The following is a 24,693-nucleotide window of genomic DNA, read 5'->3' on the forward strand; positions in this document are numbered from 1 at the left end:
TTTATTAATTTATCAATCATTATTAAGGATGTCATTGTTTCATCAAATCGCCCTTTCCTGTCTTCCGGGTATCGGTTCAGTACTTGCACGAAGTCTTTTGAGTTATTGCGGAAGTGCCGAAGAAGTATTTAAGTCTAAAAGCAAACTACTTGCTAAAATTCCGGGAATAGGTCCTAAAACTCTTGATCAGATATTAAATCACTCCGTTTTCAGCCTTGCTGAGAATGAGCTTAAATTCATTGAGAAGTTTAAAATAAGTCCATTGTTTATTAGCTCTGAGCAATATCCCAGAAGATTAAGAAATTGTCCGGATGCACCGGTCATGCTGTATTTTAAGGGTAGGGCAGATCTGAATGTCTCAAAACTGATCAGTATCGTAGGAACAAGGAATGCGAGTGATTACGGACGGGAGATCTGCAGAAATCTGATCGCAGACCTTAAAGAATATAATCCTTTGATTGTTAGCGGTCTGGCATATGGTATAGATAGTGCGGCTCACAGGGAAGCATTAAAAAATACGATCCCGACTGTTGGAGTTCTGGCACATGGCCTGGATCGTATTTATCCGGCTCAGCACAGGAATATGGCTGAAAAGATGCTTGAATGCGGTGGTTTGATCACTGAATTCATGTCGGGCACTATTCCCGACCGTGAGAATTTTCCTAAACGTAACCGGATCATTGCCGGACTGAGTGATTTAACTATTGTGGTGGAGGCTAATATTAAAGGCGGGGCATTGATTACTGCTGAGCTCGCAAATACGTATAACAGGGATGTATTTGCTTTCCCGGGAAGGATAAATGATGAAAGCAGCAGAGGGTGCAATCATCTGATCAAAACAAACCGGGCACACCTGGTTACCGGTATGGCTGATCTCGAATATATCATGGGCTGGAGCAGAGAAGCAGCGAGACCTTTACAGCAACAGCTTAGTCTGCCTGTTAACCTGAACGAAGAAGAACGCAAAATAGCAGATATTATTCAGGCACATGGAGAAATAGCTGTAGATGAACTTGCTATGCTGAGTTCGCTTCAGCAAAGCCGGCTGGCAGTAAATATTTTGGGGATGGAAATGAAGGGGATTGTTATTTCACTGCCCGGAAAGGTATATAAGCTTGCCTGAAAGGATGAATCAGATCAGGATTCAGTATTCTTTGGATAATCAAAAAATATCAATTCACCTGTACCGCTGCTAAGCATTTTCCATGAGTCAAATGGGAAACGGATAAGTGCCATTCCACAGGTAGGGATGTTATGGATTGAAGTGTCACAAAATAAATTTACCAGGCATGTCAGTCCCGGGTTATGCCCGATTAAGGCAATAAACTCAGATTGATCATCAAGTTCATTGATGATTTCAAGAAGAGTAAAGGGAAGTGCATCGTAGATTTCCGGCTCCTGGATGATATCTGAGCTATTGATTCCGAACTCTTTAGCAAAATACTCTGCCGTAGTGATAGCTCTTAATGCCGGACTGCTTACGATTTGCTGAGGGATTAAATTCTTATTGACCAGCCTTTTCGCCATCTCAGGCGCGTTTTGATGCCCCCTGCTGTTTAAAGGGCGCTTAAAATCCCTGAGGTTTAGATCTCCCCAATCTGATTTTGCATGACGGATTAATAATAAGTGCTTAGCCATTTATTTTAGTGATAATATCATCCAGATTAATTTTGTTCATACAGTTGAAATGTCCTTTAGGGCAGGTCTCATGACCGATTTTGGAACATGGCCGACAGTTTAAACCGTTCACCTGAAATATATATGACTCATCTGTTTTATAAGGATACATACCGAATTCAGGTACAGTATTTCCCCATATTGAATATACAGGTTTATTAAATGCTGCTGCAATATGCATCAAACCTGTGTCATGACTGATTACCTTTTCAGACATCTTAACCAGAAATGCACTCTGATCAAGCTTGAATTTACCACAGGCATTAAATACCTGACTTCCGGCAGCATTGGCAATTCGTTCTCCGCGCTCTGCATCTTCCGGCCCGCCGAGTAATACTACCGGAAAGCTTATTTTACTGCAAAGCTCTGTTAGTTTTTCTTCAGGAAGACGCTTGGTACCATGTTGAGCACCAATTACCATTGCAATGTACCGCTGATGCGATGCAGGAAGCATATCCTTTAATTCATACTCTTTTTGCAGAAAATAATCGAGCCCCTGATTATCGTTTTTAACCCCCAGAAATTCTACTGTTTTGAGGTAACGGTCGACAATGTGAACAGGAGGGAGGACATTCTTTTTTAAATTAACAAGCAGCCATTTTTGCCAGTTGAGCTTGTCAAATGAAGAGGATCTGATACCCAGTTTGGTTTTTATCACTAAGGTTCTCAGATTATGATGAAGATCGATCACATAATCAAAATTCTCAGGCTTCAATTCATTGATGCAATCTGAGAGCGACTTGTCAAAAATATGAAGCTTATCAATATATGGATTAGCAGCAAGAACCGGTTCAAAGGCTTTTTTGGTAAGATAATGCAGTTCAATACCCTCTAATTGTGTTTTTAAACACCTCACTACCGGGCTTGTCAGAACAATATCTCCGATTGAGCTGAACCTGATTACGAGTATTTTGAGTTTATCGTTTTTCAAATCAATTGCTGTTTTTCTGTTTTACGAAAAATTCAAGAATCTGCTCAAGATTCATGGCATTAAGGCAGCTTTCTTTGCTTAATCCCCCTTTTCTGGCCATTAAAATGCCATATTTCATGTCGTAAAAGCCTTCATTACGATGAGCATCCGGATTGATGGAGAGCATAACACCCTTTGAAACAGCATATTGATGCCATCTCCAGTCGAGATCAAGACGCAGAGGGTTGGCATTTATTTCAATGATTACACCATTTGCTGCACAGGCATCAATAACTTTTTTATGATCTATGGGATAGCCGCTTCTGCTCAGGAGCAAGCGGCCGGTAGGATGACCTAAAATGCTTGTATATGGATTTTCTATTGCTTTTATCAATCGCTCAGTAGCCTTTTCTTCATTCATATTTAAAATAGAATGTATTGAAGCTACCACAAAATCAAAGCTTGCAAGTACCTCGTCTGAATAATCCAGTGAACCGTCATAGAGGATATCAGATTCAATGCCTTTTAATATGCGGAAAGGGAAAAGTTTTTTATTCAGCTCATCAATCTCTCTATGCTGGGCAGCAACACGCAACTCATTTAATCCATTAGCATAAAAAGCTGATTTTGAATGGTCGCAGATACCCAGATACTCAAGTTTGAGCTCATTTTTGCAAAAAACAGCCATTTCTTCCAGAGTATGGATTCCGTCGCTCCAGGTACTGTGATTATGCAGACTGCCTTTGAGGTCTTCATATTTGATGAGTTCAGGCAGAGATTTTGCTTTTGACAGCTCAATTTCATTATTTCCTTCCCTTAATTCAGGTTCGATAAATGACATTCCGGCCAGTTCATAAATCTCTTTCTCTGTTTTACCCTTAAGATTAACATCTTTTAATAATGCTAATAAGCCGGCAGCATGTTCATCGTTTCCTGTTCTGATGATGAGTTCAGAGCCAAGATCTTCACGGGAACAAAAGCTAAGCCGGATAATTATCCCGGATTCAGACCGGCATTGAACGGTGTTTTTACTTGTTTCTGAATGATTTAGTCCCAGTTTTTTCAGAATTGAAACTATTTCGGATGGAATTTCAGCAGCAATCAGCAGATCAATACTGTCAATAATTTCACATCTTCTTCTGAACTGTCCGGTAAGAAAGCATAAGTCTGTTTTAATTTCAGATTTCAGGATATCAAGCAGATTCACTGCGAAATCTTCAACCCGGGCGTACAGAAAACGTCCATTGCTGGCTATACTGAACTCTATATTCTTTTTGATTTCTTCCTGTGTTTTGAGCCCGAAGCCCTTCGCTTCGATAAGCCTGTTTTCATTACAGGCATAATAAAGCTCTCCAACCGAATCTATTCCCAGTTCTTTCCAGATAATCAGTAGTTTTTTAGGGCCAAGGCCTTTAATCTGCATCATTTCAACGATACCGGCAGGGGTTTGGCTTAGCAAATCATTAAGTTCCTGCAGATTTCCGGTATTGATCAGTTCAAATACTTTGGAGGCAATACTTTTACCCAGACCATCAATGGCATCCAGCTCTGTCAGGCTCTTATCTGTTATGGAGTAGGGGAGTTTATCAATTTTGAAAGCCGCATTTGCCACAGACTTAACCTTAAATGGATTCCCATTGTGAAGTTCCATTAACTGACTAAGCAATCTTAAAGTCCGGGCTATCGTTTTATTTTCCATTCCCTCAAAAATAAACAACCCTTCCCTGAAAAGGGAAAGGTTGTTTGGTTTAATTTTTAAATGCTTTACTTAACTGTAATGTTATAGGGCATACGGGTCTGAACTCCGCTCAGGTTTAAAGCAGACTTTAACTGTTCATAATAGAGGTAGCTTTCTCCCAGCTCACGTTTTACAAAATAAGTTTTTACTTTGTCGGCAGAATGATCAAACAATGACTTCAGCGGATCAACCTGTGCCGGATAACTTACGATTTTATAGTCCTTGATATTGGCTTTTCTGGCAGCAGATGCGATGGCATCATCAATATTTCCCAGTTTATCAACGAGTCCGTTTTCTAATGCCTCCTTTCCGCTCCATACCCGACCCTGTCCGATACTATCGATATAGGCCTGTGATTTTTTACGGCCATCAGCTACTTTTTTTGTGAATGTAGCATAGGTTTTGTTCACCTCGTTCTGGTAGATCATTTTCTCAGCATCAGTCAGAGGACGGGTTACTGAACCTAAATCAGCAAATTGCGATGTTTTTACACCATCGAAAGTAATTCCAAGTTTGTTATTGAAGAATTTCTTCATGTTTGGAATGATGCCGAATACCCCAATCGAGCCGGTTATTGTATTGGGTTGTGCAAAGATCGAATCGGCAGCACATGAAATATAATATCCGCCTGATGCCGCCAGATCTCCCATTGAGACAATTACAGGTTTAGATTTCTTTGCCAGTACAGTTTCTCTCCAGATTACATCAGAAGCTAATGCACTCCCTCCCGGAGAGTTTACTCTCAGAACAATTGCTTTAACTTTATCATCAGTACGGGCTTTCCTGATCGCTCTTGAAATACGTTCAGATCCAATCGTTTCGTCATTACCTTCACCGCTGATGATCTCTCCGCTGGCATAGATCACTGCAATTCTGTTTTTAGACGGCTCTTCTCCTTCGTCTGATCCCGGAGAGTATTCTTCAATACTTACAGATTTAAGGTCTTTCTTTTTATCAATTTTAAGCAGCGACTTAAGCTCATCCAGTACTTCATCTTTGTATTTAAGTCCGTCAACCATTTTATAAATCGCTGCATCTTTCGGAGAGCGGATCTTTGCACTGTCAGCTATAGAGAACAAGAGGTTTTTAGGAATTTTTCTGCTTTTTGATACCTCTGATATGAAATGATCATACATAGATCCCAGAAAAGAAGTAACCTGCAATCTGTTAGCCTCACTCATCTTATCCAGAATGAAAGGCTCTACTGCACTTTTATAGGTGCCAACTTTGATGATCTGAGCCTCGATTTCCAGTTTATCCAATGCTCCTTTAACGAACATGATTTCAGAGTTTAAACCTCTGAAATCAACCATGCCTTCAGGATTCAGATAGATCTTATCAGCGGCTGTTGCAAGGTAATAGGCACCCTGAGAATAAACTTCACTGTAAGCAAGGATAAATTTTCCGCTTTTTTTAAAATCAAGCAATGCATTGCGTATCTCTTCTATGCTTGCAAAGCCGGCAGAAACAGAAGATGCATCGAGATAAATACCCTTGATATGATCATCAGATTTAGCATCTTCAATTCCCTTCAGTATTTCATTAAGGCCTAAAGTCTTTTTGTTTTCAAAACCCATAAAACTTAGCTCAGAAAACGGATTTTTGTCTGTTCTTTCTTTAATTGGATAATCCAGACTTATATGCATGATGCTGTTGGATGCCGGACTAACTTTTCCATCATTGGCTGCAGTTGAAACCATTGCTGTTACGACAAGGATCAACAGTATAAAGACAACAATAAATGATAAAATAAAGCCCAGCATTGAGGCAAAAACAAATTTGAAAAATTCTTTCATATAAAGGTTAAATGCTTTAACTATGCAAGTATACAAATTTACAGAGTCAGTATTTGGCTATTTGTTACACCATCTCTAAAATTACATGCACACCACATTTTTATTATTGGGCAGCAATATGGGCGACAGCAAACAATACATTGCTGATGCCATTTATATGATCGGAGAGAAGATTGGAAAAGTTGAAAAACAATCATCTTTATATCAAACAGCATCATGGGGAAAAAGTGATCAGCCCGATTTTATTAATCAGGCTATTGAACTGAGAACAGAATTAAATCCGGAAAGCCTTTTAAAAAGTATACTTGAAATAGAAAAGCTGCTTGGACGTCAAAGGAGTGAAAAATGGGGTTCCAGAACCATTGATATTGATATTCTGCTTTATGAGGATCAGATTATTGATGATCCTGATCTTAAGATTCCTCATCCCTTCCTTCCTGAACGGCGTTTTGCACTTATGCCTTTACATGAAATAGCACCTGATTTCATTCATTCAGCCTCGGGAAAAACAATTGAGCAATTACTGCTTGAATTGACTGATGAATTATTTGTAAAAAAGTTATCTTAGTAAAGTTTATTGAAAAATATGTCTGAAGAATCAAATAACAGAAGTGCATTTACTATTGATTTGTCCTATTTGATGGATGTTGCAAGTGGTAGTAATGAATTCATGATTGAGATGATTGAGCTGTTTCTGGCTCAGACACCATCATATTTTGAACAACTGCAACAACATATCCAGAATGAAAATTGGTCGGGTGCTGCAGATATCGCTCACAAGATAAAGCCTACTCTGGCATTCATGGGTGTTGAATCGGCGCGTAATAATATGGCTGAAATAGAGCAGAATGCACGTAATCTGGTTAATCTGGATACAATTCCCGAAGCATTTAATTTGCTTAATGATCTGAGCAAAGAGCTTTTTGTTAAACTGGAGGAAGTAAAGAAGGAACTGGAAGAGGCTGGTGGTTAACGAGTCTTAATTAAGGGATTATATCAGAGCTTTTTAAGCGCTGATACTACTGAATTTTAGCATCTGCTGCTAATGCACCTTTTCAAAAAAAGGCGAATCCATTTAAGATTGATCTTGTCGTATTGCCCTGAATTGAATAAATGACAGGGTCACATACAATGCAATAATAATCGGAACAGCCGAAAACTTAATTGTAAGAAGCAGAATCACTGAGCAAATAATCAAAATATAACGCAGAATATTTTCTTTTATGCTTAAGTTTTTAAACTTCAGAGAAATAAGAGGTAGTTCTGCAACAAGTAAAAAGCTCATTACTATACTGAAAATCAACAAAATATAAGGATTGTTGATGTAATTCAGTATCAGTGAATTACCTTCTGTCAATATGAGTGGCAGAGAACCGATCAGCATTGCATTGGCAGGAGTCGGTAATCCTATAAAATGTTCAGCCTGACGGGTATCAATATTAAATTTAGCCAGTCTTAAGCCCGAAAATACAGCGATCAGGAAAGCCGAATAAGGAAGCCAGGCACTGATTGCACCAGTTTGGGGAGAAAGCAGAAATAGCTGATAAACAATTACAGACGGCAATACTCCAAAACTGACCATATCGGCAAGCGAGTCGAGCTCTTTTCCGATATCAGAATAGGCTTTTAATAATCTGGCAATCATTCCGTCAAAGAAATCAAATACCGCAGCAATGAGAATTGCATAGCTGGCATATTGAAGTTCACCATTGAATGCAAAAACAATACCCAAACAGCCACTAAACAGGTTAAGACATGTAATAGCGTTTGGAATATGCTTTTTCATCAGAATAGTTTTACCTGTTCAGAATTAATCTTTCCTTATGCAAATCAGGAATTCATTGAAATCAGGAATTCCTCATTGGTTTTGGTTCCTTTCATTTGTGATTGCAGGAACTCCATAGATTCCTGAGAATTCATATCTGCAAGGTGATTTCTTAATATCCAAACCCTTTGAAGCGTATCCTTATCCAGTAACAGATCATCGCGGCGTGTACTTGAAGCGGTAAGATCAATTGCCGGGAATATACGCTTGTTCGACAGTTTTCTGTCTAACTGAAGTTCCATATTACCTGTACCTTTAAATTCTTCAAAGATCACCTCGTCCATTTTAGATCCTGTTTCTGTTAATGCTGTTGCAAGAATAGTCAGGGAACCACCGTCTTCAATATTTCTTGCTGCACCAAAGAAACGCTTAGGTTTATGAAGTGCATTAGCATCCACACCGCCTGAAAGTATCTTTCCTGAAGCAGGGGCAACGGTATTATAAGCACGTGCTAAACGTGTAATCGAATCAAGAAGAATAACTACATCATGACCGCACTCAACCATACGTTTTGCTTTTTCAAGAACGATATTGGCAATTTTTACGTGACGTTCTGCAGGCTCGTCGAAAGTTGACGAAACAACCTCAGCACGTACGCTTCTTGCCATATCTGTTACTTCTTCAGGGCGCTCGTCAATCAGTAATATGATCAGATAAACTTCAGGGTGGTTTTTAGCAATCGCATTGGCCACATCCTTCAGTAACATCGTTTTACCGGTTTTAGGCTGAGCAACGATCAAACCACGCTGACCTTTTCCTATTGGTGTAAACAAGTCGATGATGCGGGTAGAGTGGTTGCTTGTATCTACAAAGAGGTTTAATTTCTCAGTAGGGAAGAGCGGCGTCAGATAGTCGAAAGGTACTCTGTCGCGAACTTCAGCCGGAATCCGGCTATTAATAGCTTCAACACGTACTAAAGGGAAATACTTTTCGCCCTCTTTAGGCGGACGAATACTGCCTCTGACAGTATCTCCGGTCTTTAATCCGAATAATTTGATCTGCGACTGTGAAACGTAAATATCATCAGGGGAAGAAAGGTAGTTATAGTCTGATGATCTTAAAAAACCATATCCGTCAGGCATGATCTCCAAAATACCTTCATTTACAATAACATTGTCAAAATCCAGATTAATTGCCGGTGCTTCTGCTGTTCTCTGATTAGGATGACGGCGTTCAAACTTTCTTTGCTCTCCCTGTTCCTGAGGTTTAGCCTCTTTGCTTACAGGCACTGCTTCTGCGGTAATATCAGGTTGCACAGCTTCTGAAACAGCTTCTATAACAGGTGCATCTTCGTCTTCAGGAAAATCGAAAGTGCGTGTATTGTCTAAATGAACCTCTTTGTGTTGTTTATTATCATTTCCTGTTTTGGTACTGCGCAGACGCTTACGCGGCTTTGAACTTTCGGCAGCGGCAACCTGTGCGGGATCGCTATTTTCTTCAGCAGAAGTTTCAGGAAGGGAAGCACGTTCAATGATTTTGGCTATCAGATCCTGTTTGCGTAATGTATCAGTTTCTTCTACACCAAGGGTTTGAGCAATTTCACGTAGCTCAGAAACGAGCTTATCGTTCAATTTATTACTGTCCAACATTAAATATTGTTTATGTTATTTGGGATTTTTGTTCAAAAAATTTATCCTGGAGCGCGACAACACAAGAATTTTACAATCGGAATTGTATTGAATGAATTATTGTGATTTCCTGAATTCAGGAATAAATTGAGATTATGACACAATTCTATACAATAAATTGATATAAACAAAATTTTAATTATTTTTTTAATTCAGTAAACTCATCTTTATTTATTTTCGCCCATAATTTCTAAGATAATGAACAGAGCAGAGCTTATTGAACAGATCAAAATCAAGAGATCATTCCTTTGTGTTGGACTTGATACTGATATCAACTTAATTCCTGAGTTTTTACTGGATAATGAAGATCCTGTACTGGAGTTCAATAAACAAATCATTGATGCTACCCATGATCTTTGTGTGGCTTATAAACCCAATAGTGCATTTTATGAAAGCAGAGGCCTTGCCGGATGGAAAAGCCTTATCAATACCTCATCTTATATTCCGAAAACCTGTCTGGGTATCATTGATGCCAAACGGGGAGATATCGGGAATACCTCATCTATGTATGCGAAGGCCTTTTTTGATGAGGCCTCTTCCGGAATGAGCTTTGATGCCATTACCATTGCGCCTTATATGGGCAGCGATTCAGTAAAACCCTTTCTTGCTTTTGAGGATAAATGGGTAATTCTTCTCGCTTTGACGTCAAATCAGGGGGGTAAGGATTTTCAGTTTATTGAAACCGGAAAGGGCCGTTTATTCGAACAGGTGATCGAAACAGCAAATACCTGGGCAGGAAACGACCGAATGATGTATGTTGTGGGAGCTACCCGTGCAGAAGAGTTTATCAGCATCCGTAAGCATGCTCCTGATCATTTTTTGCTGGTTCCGGGAGTTGGTGCACAGGGGGGAAGTCTTCAGGAAGTATGCAAATATGGGCTTTCAAAAAGCTGCGGACTCTTAGTCAATTCTTCCAGATCAATTATTTATGCTTCATCAGGAAGAGATTTCGCCGACAGGGCAAGGGAGGAAGCTAAAAAACTTCAGCTTGAAATGTCAGAACTTTTAAATGGCATAGGGCTTTAATACATCTGTTAATTCCGTTAAATACTCTTTTTATACCGTTTAATGGAAATGTTTTCACTGCCGGGGATACCTCAGTAGTTTAAAACATGTCTTATCCTGAAGAACTGCTGCATTGTATCTGGAAATTCCGATTGTTTGATCAGGAAGATCTCAGATGCCGCAATGGAGAAAAACTTCAGATTATCAGATCCGGACAGCATAATCATGATGCCGGTCCTGATTTTGAAAGTGCAAAGATCAGAATTGATGATACGCTTTGGGCAGGAAATGTTGAAATTCATGTCCGGTCTTCAGATTGGGAGCGGCATCAGCATCATCATGATCCTGCTTATGACAATGTAATTCTGCATGTTGTTGCAGAATACGACCAGCCGGTATACAGAACTGACGGGACTGAAATACCGGTTCTGGAGATCTTCAATCGTATCCCTGCGCATATTTTCTCTAACTATCAGGCTTTGATGGCAGGAATGAGCTGGATACCCTGCGGAAATAAGTTTAATGCAAACAATCCTGTATTAATTAAGAACTGGCTTTCTCGTCTGCTAATTGAAAGGATGGAAGACCGGTCCCGGCAAATTGGAACGCTACTGGACGAGTTTAGAGGCAGCTGGGATGATGCATTTTATATATCCATTGCCAGAAATTTCGGCTTTAAAATCAATGCCGTTCCTTTCGAGATGCTCGCACGTTCCTTACCAAGGCAGTTGTTTGGTAAATACAAAAACAATATTTTTCAGATCGAGGCATTGGTGTTTGGTCAGGCCGGATTTTTAACAGATAAGCACCGGGATGATTATCCTTCAAAACTCAGAGCCGAATACGCGTTTTTAAGAAGAAAGCATTCACTTCATTCGGTCGACAGGTATTTATGGAAATTTATGCGTTTAAGACCCGGGAATTTCCCAACGGTCAGACTTGCCCAGTTTGCAGCCCTGATGTCGGGTACTCCTCATATGTTTTCTCAGATTGTAAATGAAGCTGATCTGAGTAAGATTGAAGGCCTTTTCAGAGATTTACAGCTTAATAAATACTGGAAAGATCATTGTCATTTTGAAGAAAGCAGCAGAAAGAAATCGGCAGGTTTGGGGAATGATTCGGTATCAAATCTTCTGATCAATACTGTAGCCGTGTTTTTATTCGTTTATGGTATTAAAACGGGCAGTTCTGTTCATACAGACCGGGGACTTGGCATACTGGAAAATATGAAGCCGGAAAACAACAGAATCATCCGCCGATTTATACAAAGTGGCTTTGAACCTGAGAGTGCATTAGATACTCAGGCTTTGCTTCAACTAAAAAAATACTATTGTGATGAAAAGAAATGTTTATCTTGTGGTATTGGAATCCAATTATTGAATCAATAAGATGTTGCAAAATATAATTACGTTTTTTGAAAAACGTTCCTTTGGAGTTTGTACCTATCTGGGTGAACGATTTAATATATCAATTTCAAAGATCAGACTGTTTTTTATTTACTCCTCATTTCTGGCAGTTGGTTTTCCGCTGATCTTTTATGTGTTTGCGGGAATTGTTCTTGATGTGAGGCATTACGTTAAGCGCATTCGTGCCAGTGTATGGGACTTCTGAAAGCAGGACACCCTGTTAAGGCTGCCCTGCTTTATTCTTTATTGAAATTTAATATTTCCTCTTAATTCACCTGAACCGACAGTTGAACTGTGGATGTTCACATACCATTTTCCGGCTAATAATTGTGCTTCCTGTGCATCTGTTAATGCTACCGACGTTCCGTTCAATGTGCCGCTACTGCCTGTTGAAAATCCTGTAATTGCCAGGGCAACACCCGAGCTGACAGTATCACTTCCGGTATCAGATCCATGGAAATGCATGTTCGTGGTTGTGGCAGCAGTATTCCCAAGCTGCCATGTGATTTTGTAGCTGATCATTTTCATAGTCGGATCGTAGGAAATCTCAGCGGTTCCGGTGCCGGTAGTATTCACTGCCGGTACTTCCTGAGCACCGCTTAACTGGATTGTGGCCTTTTTGATCAGGCTAAGCGGTTCTTCCGTTTTATCTTTCTTGCAGCCCGACATTGTAAAGGAAGTCAGGAGGATGATAGCCATTGTTTGGGCAATTCTGATTTGCAGAGACTTTTTCATAATTTTTCAATTAATTTAAAGTACCTACGAAGCAGATTCAACTTTGGTTGTTTCAGCAGGAAAATAATTCTGATTGATTTAAGTTCAGGACAGGATCTTCGCAATCTCAAAAAAACCTTTTTCGAAGGCTTTATCGGCCGGAGTCTTTCCATCGTCCATCGTTGCGTTTACATCAGCTCCGGCTTCTAATAATACGATCAGGAGCTCAATATTGCCATTATGTGCAGCTGAATGGAGCGGGGTAGCCCCTGATTGCTGACTTACATTAATATCGGCCCCTGCCTCAAGAAGCATTTTGGCCAGCATGGTATAATCAGAAGCAACTGCAGAATGTAAAGGGTAAACATGAAACCCATTTTGCGAAGGTATGTTTGGATTGGCACCATTCAAGAGCAGATATCGGGTAACATCCTCGTTTCCGAAATAGGCTGACAGACTGAGTGCAGTAAAACCATCGTCAGAAAAGGTATTGATCAGATCAGGATCCTTTTCAAGGATTTCAGTTACGAAATCAGATTTTCCAAGGGCTGCAGCTTCAAAAATGTTGATTTCAGAGACATGATTAAGGATTATTTCAGAAATCTCAGGTTTTTTGTAATAACAACTGAGCATTAAAGGCGAGATATTATGGCTTGTTTTTTCTGTTGCCAGAGAAGGACTCTTAAGTAATAATGTTCTTAGATCAGCACTATTGCCGTTTTGTATTAATTCTTCAAGTAAAGCCTGGCTCATCTTCTGAATTATTGGTCAACAAATCAATATAATCAATAATACAAAAAATAAATAAAAAATCCCATTCCGGATCAGGGAATGGGACCAATCTAAACTAAAAACTATACTCCTAACTTCAGGTTAAAAAGCTAAAACATATTTTGTGTATGGAATTGTATGACAAATAATTTATTAAAAGGTTTAATGTGGCAATAATTTAAAATGTGGGATATATAGACTATCTCCATATTCTATATAACATTATATTTGTCATTAATTAGCTAGATATCGATGCCCTTAAGAGGAAACCAATTCAGGAATGCCAATTCTTTTCGTGAAGAACCCAAGTCGAAACCTTCTTCAAAACAGCGTATTCCGGGTGAACCTGCAGAGATAATGCCCAAATTCAAGCTGAACGATGATCGTGCGATCAAAATTATCGGCTTGTTTTTGCTTATTGTTTCTCTGTATTTCATGGTTGCATTTACATCTTATCTTTTTACCTGGCAGGATGATCAGAGTTATGTGCTTGATGCAAACGGGGGCTGGAGCAATCTCTGGAAAACACAGGAAGAATTGGTTGCACTTGGACTGAACCGTCCGGTAGTTGAAAACTGGCTGGGTAAATTCGGAGCCCTATTGTCGCATCAGTTCATTTATGAGTGGTTTGGAATAGCCTCTTTTGTATTTATTGCTGTTTTCTTCATTCTGGGATACCGGATGCTCTTTAAAGTAAAGGTCTTTTCAATATCAAAAACACTTGCATATTCTTTTTTTCTGCTGATTTTCACTTCTGTTAGTCTGGCTTTTTTTCATGCATTTATCAGTGATATCCCGCATTACCTGGAAGGCGAATTTGGCTTCTGGACCAACAGATTACTGCAGGCGCAGATAGGAAACGCCGGAACAGCCGGTTTACTGGCATTTGCCGGACTTACTGTGCTTATCATAGCTTATAACATTGATTTTAGGCTTCCTGAACGGAAAGCTGAACCTAAATATGTAGTTCCGGATATTTCTGATACACAGGAGCTGGAAGAGGAGATTATTTATGATCCGGTAGAATTCAATTTGCCGAATAAACCGGGGCAGGAGCCTGTTCAGAATAAACTGAACCAGAATCTGCCTGTTATTGAAACTGAAGAGCCTGTTCAGACGCCTGAAGAAGATGATCATAAACCGGTGGTTCTGAGTCCGGCTAAAAATGTGCCCTTAGAGACCTCTCAGGCGGTTAGTAATGAGTTAAAGGAATCTCCTCCGTTAACTGTTGAAAAAACTGAGGAGGAAAAAAAATCATCAGAACTGGTAGAGCAGTTCGGGATGTACGATCCTACACTTGATCTTTCAAGCTATAAATATCCCCCTTTAGATCTTTTGGAGAACTACGGTACCAATAAAATCGCAGTTAATGCCGAAGAGCTGGAGGCTAATAAGAATAAGATCGTTGAAACCCTGAACCACTATAATATTGAAATCGATAAGATCAAGGCAACTATTGGTCCGACGGTTACATTATATGAAATTATCCCGGCTCCGGGAGTACGTATTTCCAAGATAAAAAACCTTGAAGATGATATTGCATTAAGTCTTGCAGCACTTGGTATCCGTATCATTGCTCCGATGCCGGGTAAAGGAACAATTGGTATTGAAGTTCCAAATCAGCATCCTGAAATGGTTTCAATGCGTTCGGTACTGGCAACAGAGAAGTTCCAGAATACCACCATGGATCTGCCGATTGCTTTAGGAAAAACCATTTCCAATGAGGTTTATATTGCCGATCTGTCAAAAATGCCGCACTTACTGGTGGCGGGAGCAACAGGTCAGGGAAAATCCGTAGGTATTAATGCGATTCTTATCTCCCTGCTGTATAAAATGCATCCTTCTCAGTTGAAATTTGTACTGGTAGATCCTAAAAAGGTTGAACTTACCCTTTTCAGGAAGATTGAAAGACACTTTCTGGCCAAATTGCCGGGAGAGGAAGATGCCATTATTACCGATACCAAAAAGGTAATTGCAACCCTCAACTCTCTCTGCATAGAGATGGATAACCGTTATGATCTTTTGAAAAATGGGCATGTCCGAAATCTGAAAGAGTATAATCAAAAGTTCATCAGCCGTAAGCTTAATCCAAATGAAGGGCATCGTTTTCTGCCGTTCATTGTTTTGATTATAGATGAGTTTGCCGATCTGATGATGACGGCAGGCAAGGAAGTGGAAACACCGATTGCCAGGATAGCACAGCTGGCAAGGGCAGTAGGTATTCACCTTGTAATTGCTACTCAGCGACCTTCAGTAAATATCATTACCGGTACCATTAAAGCTAACTTTCCGGCGCGACTGGCATTCAGGGTGCTTTCTAAAATAGACTCCAGAACTATTCTTGACAGCGGGGGGGCAGATCAGTTAATCGGACGAGGTGACATGTTACTGTCGACCGGCAGTGATCTGATCCGTATTCAGTGTGCTTTTGTAGATACGCCTGAGGTAGAAAAGGTGTCAGAGTTTATCGGCTCCCAGCGTGGTTATCCTTCGGCCTGGATGCTTCCGGAGTATGTTGATGAGAATTCAGAGTCATCAATGAAGGAGTTCGATGCTTCAGATCGCGATCCGATGTTTGAAGAAGCAGCACGTCTGATTGTCATGCACCAGCAGGGCTCAACCTCATTGATTCAGCGTAAACTAAAATTGGGTTATAACAGGGCAGGGCGCATTATTGACCAATTGGAAGCCGCCGGAATAGTTGGTGCATTTGAAGGAAGTAAGGCAAGAGAAGTTTTAATTCCTGATGAATATTCTTTGGAACAGTTCTTGAATACACTGGATAAGGACGAATAATCTTAAATAAATATAATATCAAATGAAGAAGTTGTTAATAGGAGCTTTTATTATTTTGGGTTCCGGACTGAGCGCGATGGCTCAAAGTGAAGTGAAAGCAAAGGCAATCCTTGCTGAAGTGTCTAAGAAATACCGCAGCTATGATGTCATCAAAACTGAATTTACATACACTCTTGAGAATCCCCAGGCAAAGATAAAGGAAACTCAGACCGGTACCTTGTTTGTAAGATCTAAAGTAAATAAGTATAAAGTGATTCTGAAGGGACAGGAGCTGATCAGCGATGGCAAGAATCAGTGGATGTACCTGAAAGCTGATAAAGAAGTTCAGTTAAGTGAGGTTGATAACTCATCTGATGCATTGAATCCGGCAAAGATTTTTACAATCTATGAGAAGGGCTTCAAGTCAGTTTATACAAACGATACACAATTAAGCGGAAAGCCAGTACATAATATTGAATTGAGTCCGCTGGATGCCAAACGCTCTTTCTTTAAAGTGAAATTACAGATAGATAAAGCCAGTAAGCAGATCATGAATGCGGTAATTTTTGATAAAAATGGTAACCGTTATACTTATGCGATCAAAACTTTTATCCCAAATATTAAGGTTCCCGAATCAACTTTTGCCTTCGATGCAAAGCTATATCCCGGAGTAGAGCTGGTGGATTTGAGATAATGAATCATAAAATGAATTTAAGGGTTCAGACGTGTAACGTTTGAACCCTTTTTTGTTATTTTTGAGTTGAGATGGCACTTACATTTACCCAGCATACCCTCGATAAACTTGAACTTTTGCTTAAGACACTGGGATTTAAACTCAGATACGAGAAAGGTAATTTCAAGACAGGCTCCTGTGTGCTTGAAAATAATAAAATGATTGTGGTCAATAAGTTTTCCAATCTGGAAAGCAAGATCAATGCACTTGCCGAACTTTTACAGAGAACTGATGCAGATGATAGCCTGCTTGATGATAAGCAAAAGGCCTTTTTGTATATGCTGAAACAAACCAAAATAGAGTTTTGAAAGTTACATTTTTAGGAACCGGAACATCACAGGGAGTGCCAGTCATTGCCTGCGAATGCACAGTGTGCTCATCGCATGATCATCATGATAAACGTCTGCGTGTTTCTGTTTTACTGGAAATTGATGGTAAGAATCTGGTAATTGATGCGGGACCGGATTTCAGGTATCAGATGCTCAGGGCAGGGGTGAAGAACCTTGATGCTATTTTATTTACTCATGAGCATAAAGATCATGTTGCGGGGCTGGATGATATCAGGGCCTTTAATTACAAACAGCAATCAGAGATTGATATTTATGCTCACAGGCGTGTTCAGGATGCTTTAAAAAAGGAATTTCATTATATTTTTTCAGGCAATAATTATCCGGGTATACCTCAGTTGAAACTGAATGATATTGAGGACAACCAAATATTTACCGCTGCCGGAATAGAAATTATTCCCATTTCAGTGATGCATTTTCAGTTACCGATATTTGGCTTCAGGATTGGGAATTTCACCTATATTACCGATGCCAAAACTATTACTGATGAGCAGAAAGAGAAGATTAAAGGCTCAGAAATTCTGGTGATCAATGCTTTGCAAAAAGAAAAGCATATTTCTCATTTTACACTTTCAGAAGCTTTGGATTTTGCTGCTGAGATCAATGCCCCCAAAACCTATTTAACGCATGTCAGTCACAGGATGGGTACTCATCATGAGATTTCCGGAGAGCTTCCGGAGGGAGTTTTCATGGCTTATGATGGATTGGAGCTGGAAATATAGGACTCACAAATTCACCTATGTACCGTTAACTGAATTCGTTTTCACCTGTTCCTGTCCTTAGAGTTCTGTGCAGTGTCTCTAAGGATTTTTAAATGAAGAAGAGTCTTCAGACTCGTCTACCCCGATCCAAACAATCATCTACCTATACCTTTCGCTAAGAATTTTTTAATGAATTGATATAAAAAGACACTTTCATCAAGCCCAATATTTCTTAATCGAAACTAAAGCCCAATCATCAATTATGAAGGAAGCAGGTTTTCAGATCAGAGATCAAAATGCAATTCATTTCATTACCTGTTCAGTAGTTGAATGGGTAGATGTTTTTACCCGAAGAGAATATGCAGAAATTTTAATAGACAGCTTAAACTTTTGTCAGCAAAATAAGGGTCTAAGGATCCATGCCTGGTGTATCATGAGTAATCATATTCACCTGATCATATCCGGCAATAGTATCATCGGTCTTTCTGATCTGATCCGTGACTTCAAGAAGTTCAGCTCATACGCAATTATAAATGCAATCAGAGAAAATTCACATGAAAGTCGGAAGAACCGGATGTTGTGGATATTTAAAAAGGCAGGTGAGCGTAATAATCGAAACAAAAATTTTCAATTCTGGCAGCAGAGTAATCATCCGGTTGAATGTTCAACTGAAGAAATTCTGCAATCAAGACTGAACTATTTACATGCAAATCTGGTAAGGGCTGGAATGGTAAGATTTGAGCAGGATTATTTATTTTCTTCAGGACTTGATTATTATGGAAGTGAAAAAGGCTTAATTGAAATTGTGTCTCTGTAAAGGACAGAAGTCTGAAGACTCCTGATTATTTGGTAGCCCGTAGAGACGCTGCGCTTAACTCTAAACAGGAGTGCTGATTTAGCGATTGGTGCCCAGGAGCAGATTCGAACCTGCCTGCCGGCAGGCAGGCTGCCACACCCGTTAAGGAGGCTTTGATTCAATTCTTTGAGCTCAATATCATTTTAAGATACTCTTTACCAATTCCAGATTTAAGATATTTTTCTCTGGCTCTTGCCTCAATCCTTGTGAGAAAGGATTCAGTAATTATTAATTCAAAGGGAATGTAGGGTTTAGTTGTTTTATTATTTCCTGAGTTGTGTTCGCTTAGTCTACGATCAATATTGCTAGTTAGTCCGACATAGATGTAATTTCTAGTCATACTACGAATTGCATAAACAAAAAACATGAATTTTGCGATTGGTGCCCAGGAGCAGATTCGAACTGCCACACCCGTTAAGGCGCCACCCCCTCAAAGTGGTGCGTCTACCAATTTCGCCACCTGGGCATTTAATATTTAACTCTATCTCGCCACCCCCTCAATTGGTGTGTCTACCAATCCTGCCTGCCGGCAGGTTCGCCACCTGGTCATTTTTATCGTTACCGGTTGTCTGTTCTCAGCTGTGAATTACTGGTAACAGATAACCGATTTACTTGTGCCCGAAGAGAGACTCGAACTCTCAAGGATATAACTCCAACGGCTTCTGAGACCGCAACGTTTACCAATTTCGCCATCCGGGCAATAAAAAATCTAGCCTTTTTAACAATTTTTTGACATCTGTGACAGTGTAGTGACAGTGACATTTGCTAACAGCCGGAGGGCAAATATAGTATTTGTACGGATTAAAAAATGAGATTTTTTAAATTTATGTTGTCCAATATCCTCTCAAGTTGCGAGTCTCTCTTCGCGCACTCTTATTGAATTTACACGATGTCTTATAATGTAATTAATTAGTATCGATTTTGAACATTTCGCTATGCAAACTATCATGCTTAATTAGCTCGAAAATATCTTCGTGTTGTAGCCTTCCCTTTTTTAAGACAGGATTAATTTAGACTTATTTCCTCAATTAATTTGGTATGATTTATAGCAAAATCCTTAAAAGTCATGCACAATTCTTTTAGAATTAGCAGTATATCATTTGCAAGCAATTTATCGTCTGCATTTTTATATGGTTTAAGGTATCCACCCCACGTTTCAGCTTTTCAGTTAAAGAATAAAAATATCTTCTGTTTTACTTAATTCATTTTTCAGCTCTGTATTAAATGCGAAACGTTCATAGTCCTGTTGAAGCAATTGCATTTCATTGCTCAATAATTTTGCGCCCTCTTGCCTTTAGCAATGAGAATGACAGACTGCGAAGGGTAGGGTTAGCTCAGGGGGATAATCCTGGACATGAGGGTGGAGCATGCTCGTCGGAAATGTAAAAGTTAGATAATTCAAGGACAGAATTTAATTTGCTTCAAGTCAATCTGTAAAATAAATTCTGACAATGACCGGCAATTTTTAATCAATTTATATTTCGATTTGAATAATAAATCCTCATGTTTATAATTCCAAAAAATAAGGAGCTGCCAATAGTTTTAAACCGGACCTTCCGGATCTTATAATCATAAAATACAGATGAGGAAACATTTACTATTTCTGCTGTTGCTTGGCTACTCAAATATACTTTGTGCACAGACCCTCATTCCGCTGCATTCAGGTACCAAAACCAGTCTTCGGGGCTTGTCGGTGGTGAATGATGCTGTTGCCTGGCTGAGCGGGAGTAATGGCATGTATGCCATAAGCACCGATGCCGGCCGCAACTGGAAGTGGAATCAGTTAAGTTCTTATAATAAGTTTGATTTCAGGGATATTGAAGCATTTTCGGAACAAAAGGCTGTGATGGTAAATGCGGGTACACCTTCTGTAATTCTGCTGACTAATGACGGAGGAGCATCCTGGAAAGAGGTGTATCGTAATGAATCTTCTGAGATCTTTCTGGATGGAATGGATTTCTGGGATGAAAAGAGTGGAATCATTTACGGAGATCCGATAAATGGTCAAATGGTTTTACTGAAGACTTCTGATGGTGGTCAGAGCTGGGTGGATATCAGCGCTAATAATCAGATCAAACTGATCAGTGGGGAAGCAAGTTTTGCAGCCAGTGGAACCGGGATCAGATGCGGTAAACATGGGAAGGTATGGATTGCTACGGGTGGTGCTCAATCGCGCATATTTTATTCGGCCGATTACGGGAAGAGCTGGAAGGATTATGCCTGTCCCATTATTCAGGGTAAAAGTTCTACGGGGCCGTTTTCAATTGCTTTTTACAGAAACAAGGGAATAGCAGTAGGAGGAGATTATCTTCAGGATACCTCCAGAGTCAATAATATACTATTGAGTACTGATAAAGGACAGACATGGAGCTCAGCACTTATTCCTACATTTGGGTATCGTTCAGCGGTTGAGTATTTATCGGCTAAAGTACTTGTCGCCACAGGGCCACAGGGTACCGATCTTTCGGTAAACGGAGGGAAGAGCTGGCAAAAATTATCTGATAATGGTTATCATACGGTCAGAAAGGCTAAATCAGGAAAGCTGGTTTTACTGAGTGGCAGTAATGGAAAGATTGCCCAAATCAGGTATTAAACATAAGTTTTCTGCGTTTAATTCATATTAAAACATGCCGAAATGAATCTTGAGTTCAATAAAAATGAAGACAGTAACAAGCAGCTTGCCTATGAGGTAAAGCTGCGGCTGAAGAAGATTTATGCCGGAGGAGGAGAAAAGGCTGCAGCCCGGCAAAAGGAAAAGGGTAAGATGCTGGCCCGCGAGCGGATTAAATACCTGCTCGATCCGGAAAGCCGCTGGCTGGAGATAGGGGCATTTGCAGCTGAGGATATGTATGCCGAAGTGGGAGGCTGTCCGGCTGCCGGAGTTGTTACCGGGATAGGCTATGTTTCAGGCCGTCAGTGTATGATTATTGCCAATGATGCAACAGTAAAGGCCGGAGCCTGGTTTCCTATGACAGCAAAGAAGAATCTGCGAGCACAGGAGATTGCTATGGAAAACCGCTTGCCTGTGATCTATCTGGTGGATTCAGCCGGGGTTTTTCTGCCTATGCAGGATGAAATATTCCCGGATAAAGAACATTTTGGCAGGATATTCCGCAATAATGCAATCATGAGCAGCAAGGGTATTGTACAGATTTCAGCAATCATGGGTTCCTGCGTTGCCGGCGGGGCTTACCTGCCTATCATGAGCGATGAAGCCATGATTGTGGAGGGAACAGGTTCTGTCTTTCTGGCTGGTTCTTATCTCGTTAAATCAGCCATTGGTGAAGAGATTGATAATGAAACTCTGGGTGGAGCGACTACTCATTCTGAGATATCAGGAGTAACTGATTATAAGCATCCTGATGATGCAGCTTGTCTGGATTCCATCCGCAGGATCATGAGTATGCTCGGCAGTCCGCAATCAGCTGGATTCGACCGTATAAAGCCGGCAGAACCCAAGCTGAATGAAGAAGAGATTTACGGTTTTCTTCCCGAAAACCGTGAGAATCCCTATGATATGCGGGAGATCATTTTTCGTCTGCTCGATCAATCGGAATTTGAAGAGTATAAACAATTATACGGACAGAGCATTATCTGTGGCCTGGGTCGTATTGATGGATGGGCGGTGGGCATTGTCGCCAATCAGCGTAAAGTGGTTAAAACCAGGAAAGGGGAGATGCAGTTCGGCGGAGTAATTTATTCTGATTCAGCGGATAAGGCTACCCGTTTTATCATGAACTGTAATCAGAAGAAGATTCCATTGGTTTTTTTGCAGGATGTGACCGGTTTTATGGTCGGCAGCCGTTCTGAGCATGGCGGAATCATTAAGGATGGTGCTAAAATGGTTAACGTGGTTGCCAATTCTGTGGTTCCCAAGTTTACAATAGTGATTGGAAACTCGTACGGAGCCGGTAATTATGCCATGTGCGGCAAGGCTTATGATCCCCGGCTGATATTTGCATGGCCATCTGCAAAAATAGCCGTTATGGGTGGTGCTCAGGCTGCAAAAGTATTATTGCAGATACAGGAAGCCTCGCTCAATGCCAAAGGCGAACAGATCAGCGCCGGGAAAGAGGAAAGTTTATTGAAAGAAATTGAGGATCGTTACGAAAGCCAGACTACACCTTATTATGCAGCTTCGCGTTTATGGGTTGATGGAATCATAGATCCTTTGGAAACCAGAAAAGTAATATCAATGGGCATTGAGGCGGCTAATCAATCGCCGGTTGAGAAGCCGTTCAACCCCGGAATCATTCAGACCTGATTTAAATTTATGAAGAAGATATTTATTGCATTATTCCTGCTTTCGACTTTTAGCGCTTTTGCTCAAAAGGGATTAAAACTTCATCAGAAGGCCATCGTGATTGATACGCATGGGGATATTTTGTCGGATCAGATTAAATCCGGGATAGATGTAGGCCAAAGACAGCAGGGGGGTAATTTCGATCTGGTTCGTGCCCGGGAGGGCGGACTCGACGGGCAGGTGTTTTCGGTCTGGAGCGATGCAAGCGGAGATTTTGCTCTTGCAAACCGTCAGATCGATTCTCTGGATGCACTGATTCGCCGTCATCCGGATATGATTGCTAAAGTCAGAACTGCAGCAGAGCTGAAAGCGGCAGTCAGAAAAGGCAAACTGGCTGCCATGATTGGTGTGGAAGGCGGACATATGATTGAGGATCGTCTGGATAATCTGAATGCATTAGCCGAACGCGGGATGATTTATATGACCCTGACCTGGAATAACAGTACTACCTGGTCGAGTTCAGCCTTTGAAGAGACTTTTAAAAGAGATAGTTTAAAACAGCTGGGTTTAACTGAGCTGGGAAAACAGGTCATCAGGCGGATGAATGATCTTGGGGTTATTGTTGATCTGTCGCATGTTGGCGAGAGTACTCTTTATGATGCCATTAATGCATCAACCAAGCCGGTTATGGCTTCCCATAGTTCTGCCTATGCGTTTAATACGCATCAGCGTAATTTAAAGGATGATCAGATTCGTGCCATTGCTAAAACGGGCGGGGTGGTCTTTGTTAATTTTTACAGTGGATTTATCGACAGTACTTATTCCCGGAAACAAATGCAGTTTAATAGTGCTCATAAGGATGAATTGGCCCAACTGACCCAAAAGTATAACAGCCGCTCTAAAGCATCTGCCGAAATCAATCAAAAATACCGTCAGGAATTAGAGGATATGCGTGCACCTCTGTCTTTGCTTATTGATCATATCGATTACATGGTAAAGCTTGCAGGGGCAGATCATGTTGGTTTAGGTGCCGATTATGATGGTGCTGAGTCCTATCCCAAGGGTCTGGATGATGTTAGCAAATATCCTTTGATTACCGGGGAGTTATTAAACCGGGGCTATTCTAAAAAGGATGTGAAAAAGATTCTGGGAGGCAACTTTATCAGACTTTTAAAGGCTAATGGGAGGTGAATAAACGAGAAAGTAATATTTTAAAGGAAGAACGAAGCGGAGTGAAGGTACTGCTTTTAATCAAGAGATTTCTCCTCGCGATAGAAGTACTTTCTGACCTGAGGATTTCGTTCGCTCGTTCGAAATAACGTATTGTTATTACTGTCATTTGTGCCTGTCGTCATTCCTGCCTAACCCCGTCAAATCGAAGGAGGCACGACTGAGAAATCTTATCACTGAGGCCACTACCAAACATCGAGAGCTTCCTCCTCGCGATAAATGTGTTTTCTGATCTGGGGATTTCGTTTGCTCGTTCGACTTGCCTACCGGCAGCTACCCTGTACACATATCTTTTGCAATTTTTATTCCTTCGATAATGTGATACAGCCTATCCAGTC

General features: G+C 40.4%; 23 protein-coding genes and 2 tRNA genes. 14 read left to right on the forward strand and 11 right to left on the reverse strand.

The window, feature by feature from the left end; genetic code table 11:
• Positions 1-28: 28 nt before the first annotated feature.
• Positions 29-1,123 carry a DNA-processing protein DprA gene (gene dprA, locus P2W72_RS05320; RefSeq protein WP_276359872.1) on the forward strand — a complete coding sequence of 365 codons (1,095 nt, stop codon included), beginning with the start codon at positions 29-31 and terminating at the stop codon, positions 1,121-1,123.
• 14 nt (positions 1,124-1,137) lie between these two features.
• Here the strand turns inward: dprA and P2W72_RS05325 are convergent, their stop codons facing one another.
• The 4 genes from P2W72_RS05325 to sppA all read right to left on the reverse strand — a co-directional run bounded on the left by P2W72_RS05325 (position 1,138) and on the right by sppA (position 6,121).
• A complete protein-coding gene (locus P2W72_RS05325) occupies positions 1,138-1,638 on the reverse strand; it encodes a histidine phosphatase family protein (protein WP_276359873.1) in 501 nt (166 codons plus the stop codon).
• Complete coding sequence (locus P2W72_RS05330; protein ID WP_276359874.1) at positions 1,631-2,608, reverse strand: glycosyltransferase family 9 protein; 978 nt, start codon at positions 2,606-2,608, stop codon at positions 1,631-1,633. The genes P2W72_RS05325 and P2W72_RS05330 overlap by 8 nt, the downstream gene beginning before the upstream one ends.
• 1 nt (position 2,609) lies before the next feature.
• Positions 2,610-4,286, reverse strand: a complete 1,677-nt coding sequence (locus P2W72_RS05335) for a DNA polymerase/3'-5' exonuclease PolX (RefSeq protein ID WP_276359875.1) — start codon at positions 4,284-4,286, stop codon at positions 2,610-2,612.
• A 65-nt stretch (positions 4,287-4,351) separates the two neighbouring features.
• Entirely contained in the window at positions 4,352-6,121 is a 1,770-nt protein-coding gene (sppA, locus tag P2W72_RS05340; RefSeq protein WP_276359876.1) for a signal peptide peptidase SppA, read from the reverse strand.
• Positions 6,122-6,206: 85 nt separating this feature from the next.
• On the opposite strand from sppA, the gene folK reads away from it, so the two are divergent.
• Together folK and P2W72_RS05350 are read left to right on the forward strand one after the other, a co-directional pair.
• A complete protein-coding gene (gene folK / locus P2W72_RS05345; RefSeq protein ID WP_276359877.1) occupies positions 6,207-6,689 on the forward strand; it encodes a 2-amino-4-hydroxy-6-hydroxymethyldihydropteridine diphosphokinase in 483 nt (160 codons plus the stop codon).
• Positions 6,690-6,707: 18 nt separating this feature from the next.
• Positions 6,708-7,094, forward strand: a complete 387-nt coding sequence (locus P2W72_RS05350) for an Hpt domain-containing protein (RefSeq protein ID WP_276359878.1) — start codon at positions 6,708-6,710, stop codon at positions 7,092-7,094.
• 102 nt (positions 7,095-7,196) lie between these two features.
• Here P2W72_RS05350 and pssA read toward each other — a convergent pair whose 3' ends face one another.
• The gene (gene pssA, locus P2W72_RS05355; protein WP_276359879.1) at positions 7,197-7,907 is read right to left on the reverse strand and encodes a CDP-diacylglycerol--serine O-phosphatidyltransferase; all 711 of its coding nucleotides are present in this window, start codon (positions 7,905-7,907) and stop codon (positions 7,197-7,199) included.
• A gap of 44 nt (positions 7,908-7,951) precedes the next feature.
• Complete coding sequence (rho, locus tag P2W72_RS05360; protein WP_276359880.1) at positions 7,952-9,535, reverse strand: transcription termination factor Rho; 1,584 nt, start codon at positions 9,533-9,535, stop codon at positions 7,952-7,954.
• Between the two features lie 237 nt (positions 9,536-9,772).
• Between rho and pyrF the strand changes: the two genes are divergently transcribed.
• The 3 genes from pyrF to P2W72_RS05375 all read left to right on the forward strand — a co-directional run bounded on the left by pyrF (position 9,773) and on the right by P2W72_RS05375 (position 12,190).
• A complete protein-coding gene (gene pyrF / locus P2W72_RS05365) occupies positions 9,773-10,600 on the forward strand; it encodes an orotidine-5'-phosphate decarboxylase (RefSeq protein ID WP_276359881.1) in 828 nt (275 codons plus the stop codon).
• 86 nt (positions 10,601-10,686) lie between these two features.
• Entirely contained in the window at positions 10,687-11,967 is a 1,281-nt protein-coding gene (locus P2W72_RS05370; RefSeq protein WP_276359882.1) for a DUF2851 family protein, read from the forward strand.
• 1 nt (position 11,968) lies between these two features.
• Complete coding sequence (locus P2W72_RS05375; protein ID WP_276359883.1) at positions 11,969-12,190, forward strand: PspC domain-containing protein; 222 nt, start codon at positions 11,969-11,971, stop codon at positions 12,188-12,190.
• 38 nt (positions 12,191-12,228) lie between these two features.
• On the opposite strand, the gene P2W72_RS05380 is transcribed toward P2W72_RS05375, so the two are convergent.
• Together P2W72_RS05380 and P2W72_RS05385 are read right to left on the reverse strand one after the other, a co-directional pair.
• Positions 12,229-12,720 (reverse strand): CHRD domain-containing protein, encoded by a 492-nt coding sequence (locus tag P2W72_RS05380; RefSeq protein WP_276359884.1) that lies wholly within the window; start codon positions 12,718-12,720, stop codon positions 12,229-12,231.
• Positions 12,721-12,804: 84 nt separating this feature from the next.
• Positions 12,805-13,452 carry an ankyrin repeat domain-containing protein gene (locus tag P2W72_RS05385; protein ID WP_276359885.1) on the reverse strand — a complete coding sequence of 216 codons (648 nt, stop codon included), beginning with the start codon at positions 13,450-13,452 and terminating at the stop codon, positions 12,805-12,807.
• Between the two features lie 270 nt (positions 13,453-13,722).
• Here P2W72_RS05385 and P2W72_RS05390 point away from each other — a divergent pair, with 270 nt between their 5' ends.
• The 5 genes from P2W72_RS05390 (at position 13,723) to P2W72_RS05410 (ending at position 18,843) form a co-directional block, all read left to right on the forward strand.
• Entirely contained in the window at positions 13,723-16,266 is a 2,544-nt protein-coding gene (locus P2W72_RS05390; protein WP_276359886.1) for a DNA translocase FtsK, read from the forward strand.
• 22 nt (positions 16,267-16,288) lie between these two features.
• Positions 16,289-16,939 (forward strand): outer membrane lipoprotein carrier protein LolA, encoded by a 651-nt coding sequence (locus P2W72_RS05395; protein ID WP_276359887.1) that lies wholly within the window; start codon positions 16,289-16,291, stop codon positions 16,937-16,939.
• A 71-nt stretch (positions 16,940-17,010) separates the two neighbouring features.
• Positions 17,011-17,286 carry a hypothetical protein gene (locus P2W72_RS05400; protein WP_276359888.1) on the forward strand — a complete coding sequence of 92 codons (276 nt, stop codon included), beginning with the start codon at positions 17,011-17,013 and terminating at the stop codon, positions 17,284-17,286.
• Positions 17,283-18,047, forward strand: coding sequence for an MBL fold metallo-hydrolase (locus tag P2W72_RS05405; RefSeq protein WP_276359889.1), 765 nt, complete (start codon positions 17,283-17,285; stop codon positions 18,045-18,047). Before P2W72_RS05400 ends, P2W72_RS05405 begins: the two co-directional genes overlap by 4 nt.
• A 241-nt stretch (positions 18,048-18,288) precedes the next feature.
• Entirely contained in the window at positions 18,289-18,843 is a 555-nt protein-coding gene (locus tag P2W72_RS05410) for a transposase (protein ID WP_276359890.1), read from the forward strand.
• 157 nt (positions 18,844-19,000) lie between these two features.
• Here the strand turns inward: P2W72_RS05410 and P2W72_RS05415 are convergent, their stop codons facing one another.
• The 3 genes from P2W72_RS05415 to P2W72_RS05425 form a co-directional block, all read right to left on the reverse strand.
• Complete coding sequence (locus tag P2W72_RS05415) at positions 19,001-19,249, reverse strand: GIY-YIG nuclease family protein (protein WP_276359895.1); 249 nt, start codon at positions 19,247-19,249, stop codon at positions 19,001-19,003.
• A 12-nt stretch (positions 19,250-19,261) separates the two neighbouring features.
• Positions 19,262-19,348, reverse strand: a tRNA-Leu gene (locus P2W72_RS05420).
• Positions 19,349-19,497: 149 nt separating this feature from the next.
• Positions 19,498-19,581: transfer RNA gene (locus tag P2W72_RS05425), tRNA-Leu, on the reverse strand.
• An 883-nt stretch (positions 19,582-20,464) separates the two neighbouring features.
• On the opposite strand from P2W72_RS05425, the gene P2W72_RS05430 reads away from it, so the two are divergent.
• From P2W72_RS05430 to P2W72_RS05440, 3 genes are read left to right on the forward strand one after another with little or no spacing between them, the layout of a single operon-like run.
• Positions 20,465-21,475, forward strand: a complete 1,011-nt coding sequence (locus tag P2W72_RS05430) for a YCF48-related protein (protein WP_276359891.1) — start codon at positions 20,465-20,467, stop codon at positions 21,473-21,475.
• Positions 21,476-21,517: 42 nt separating this feature from the next.
• A complete protein-coding gene (locus tag P2W72_RS05435) occupies positions 21,518-23,146 on the forward strand; it encodes a carboxyl transferase domain-containing protein (RefSeq protein ID WP_276359892.1) in 1,629 nt (542 codons plus the stop codon).
• Between the two features lie 9 nt (positions 23,147-23,155).
• Positions 23,156-24,316, forward strand: a complete 1,161-nt coding sequence (locus P2W72_RS05440) for a dipeptidase (protein ID WP_276359893.1) — start codon at positions 23,156-23,158, stop codon at positions 24,314-24,316.
• The last annotated feature ends 377 nt before the right edge of the window (positions 24,317-24,693 follow it).

It is taken from the genome of Daejeonella sp. H1SJ63 (assembly GCF_029360775.1).
Taxonomy (GTDB): domain Bacteria; phylum Bacteroidota; class Bacteroidia; order Sphingobacteriales; family Sphingobacteriaceae; genus Daejeonella.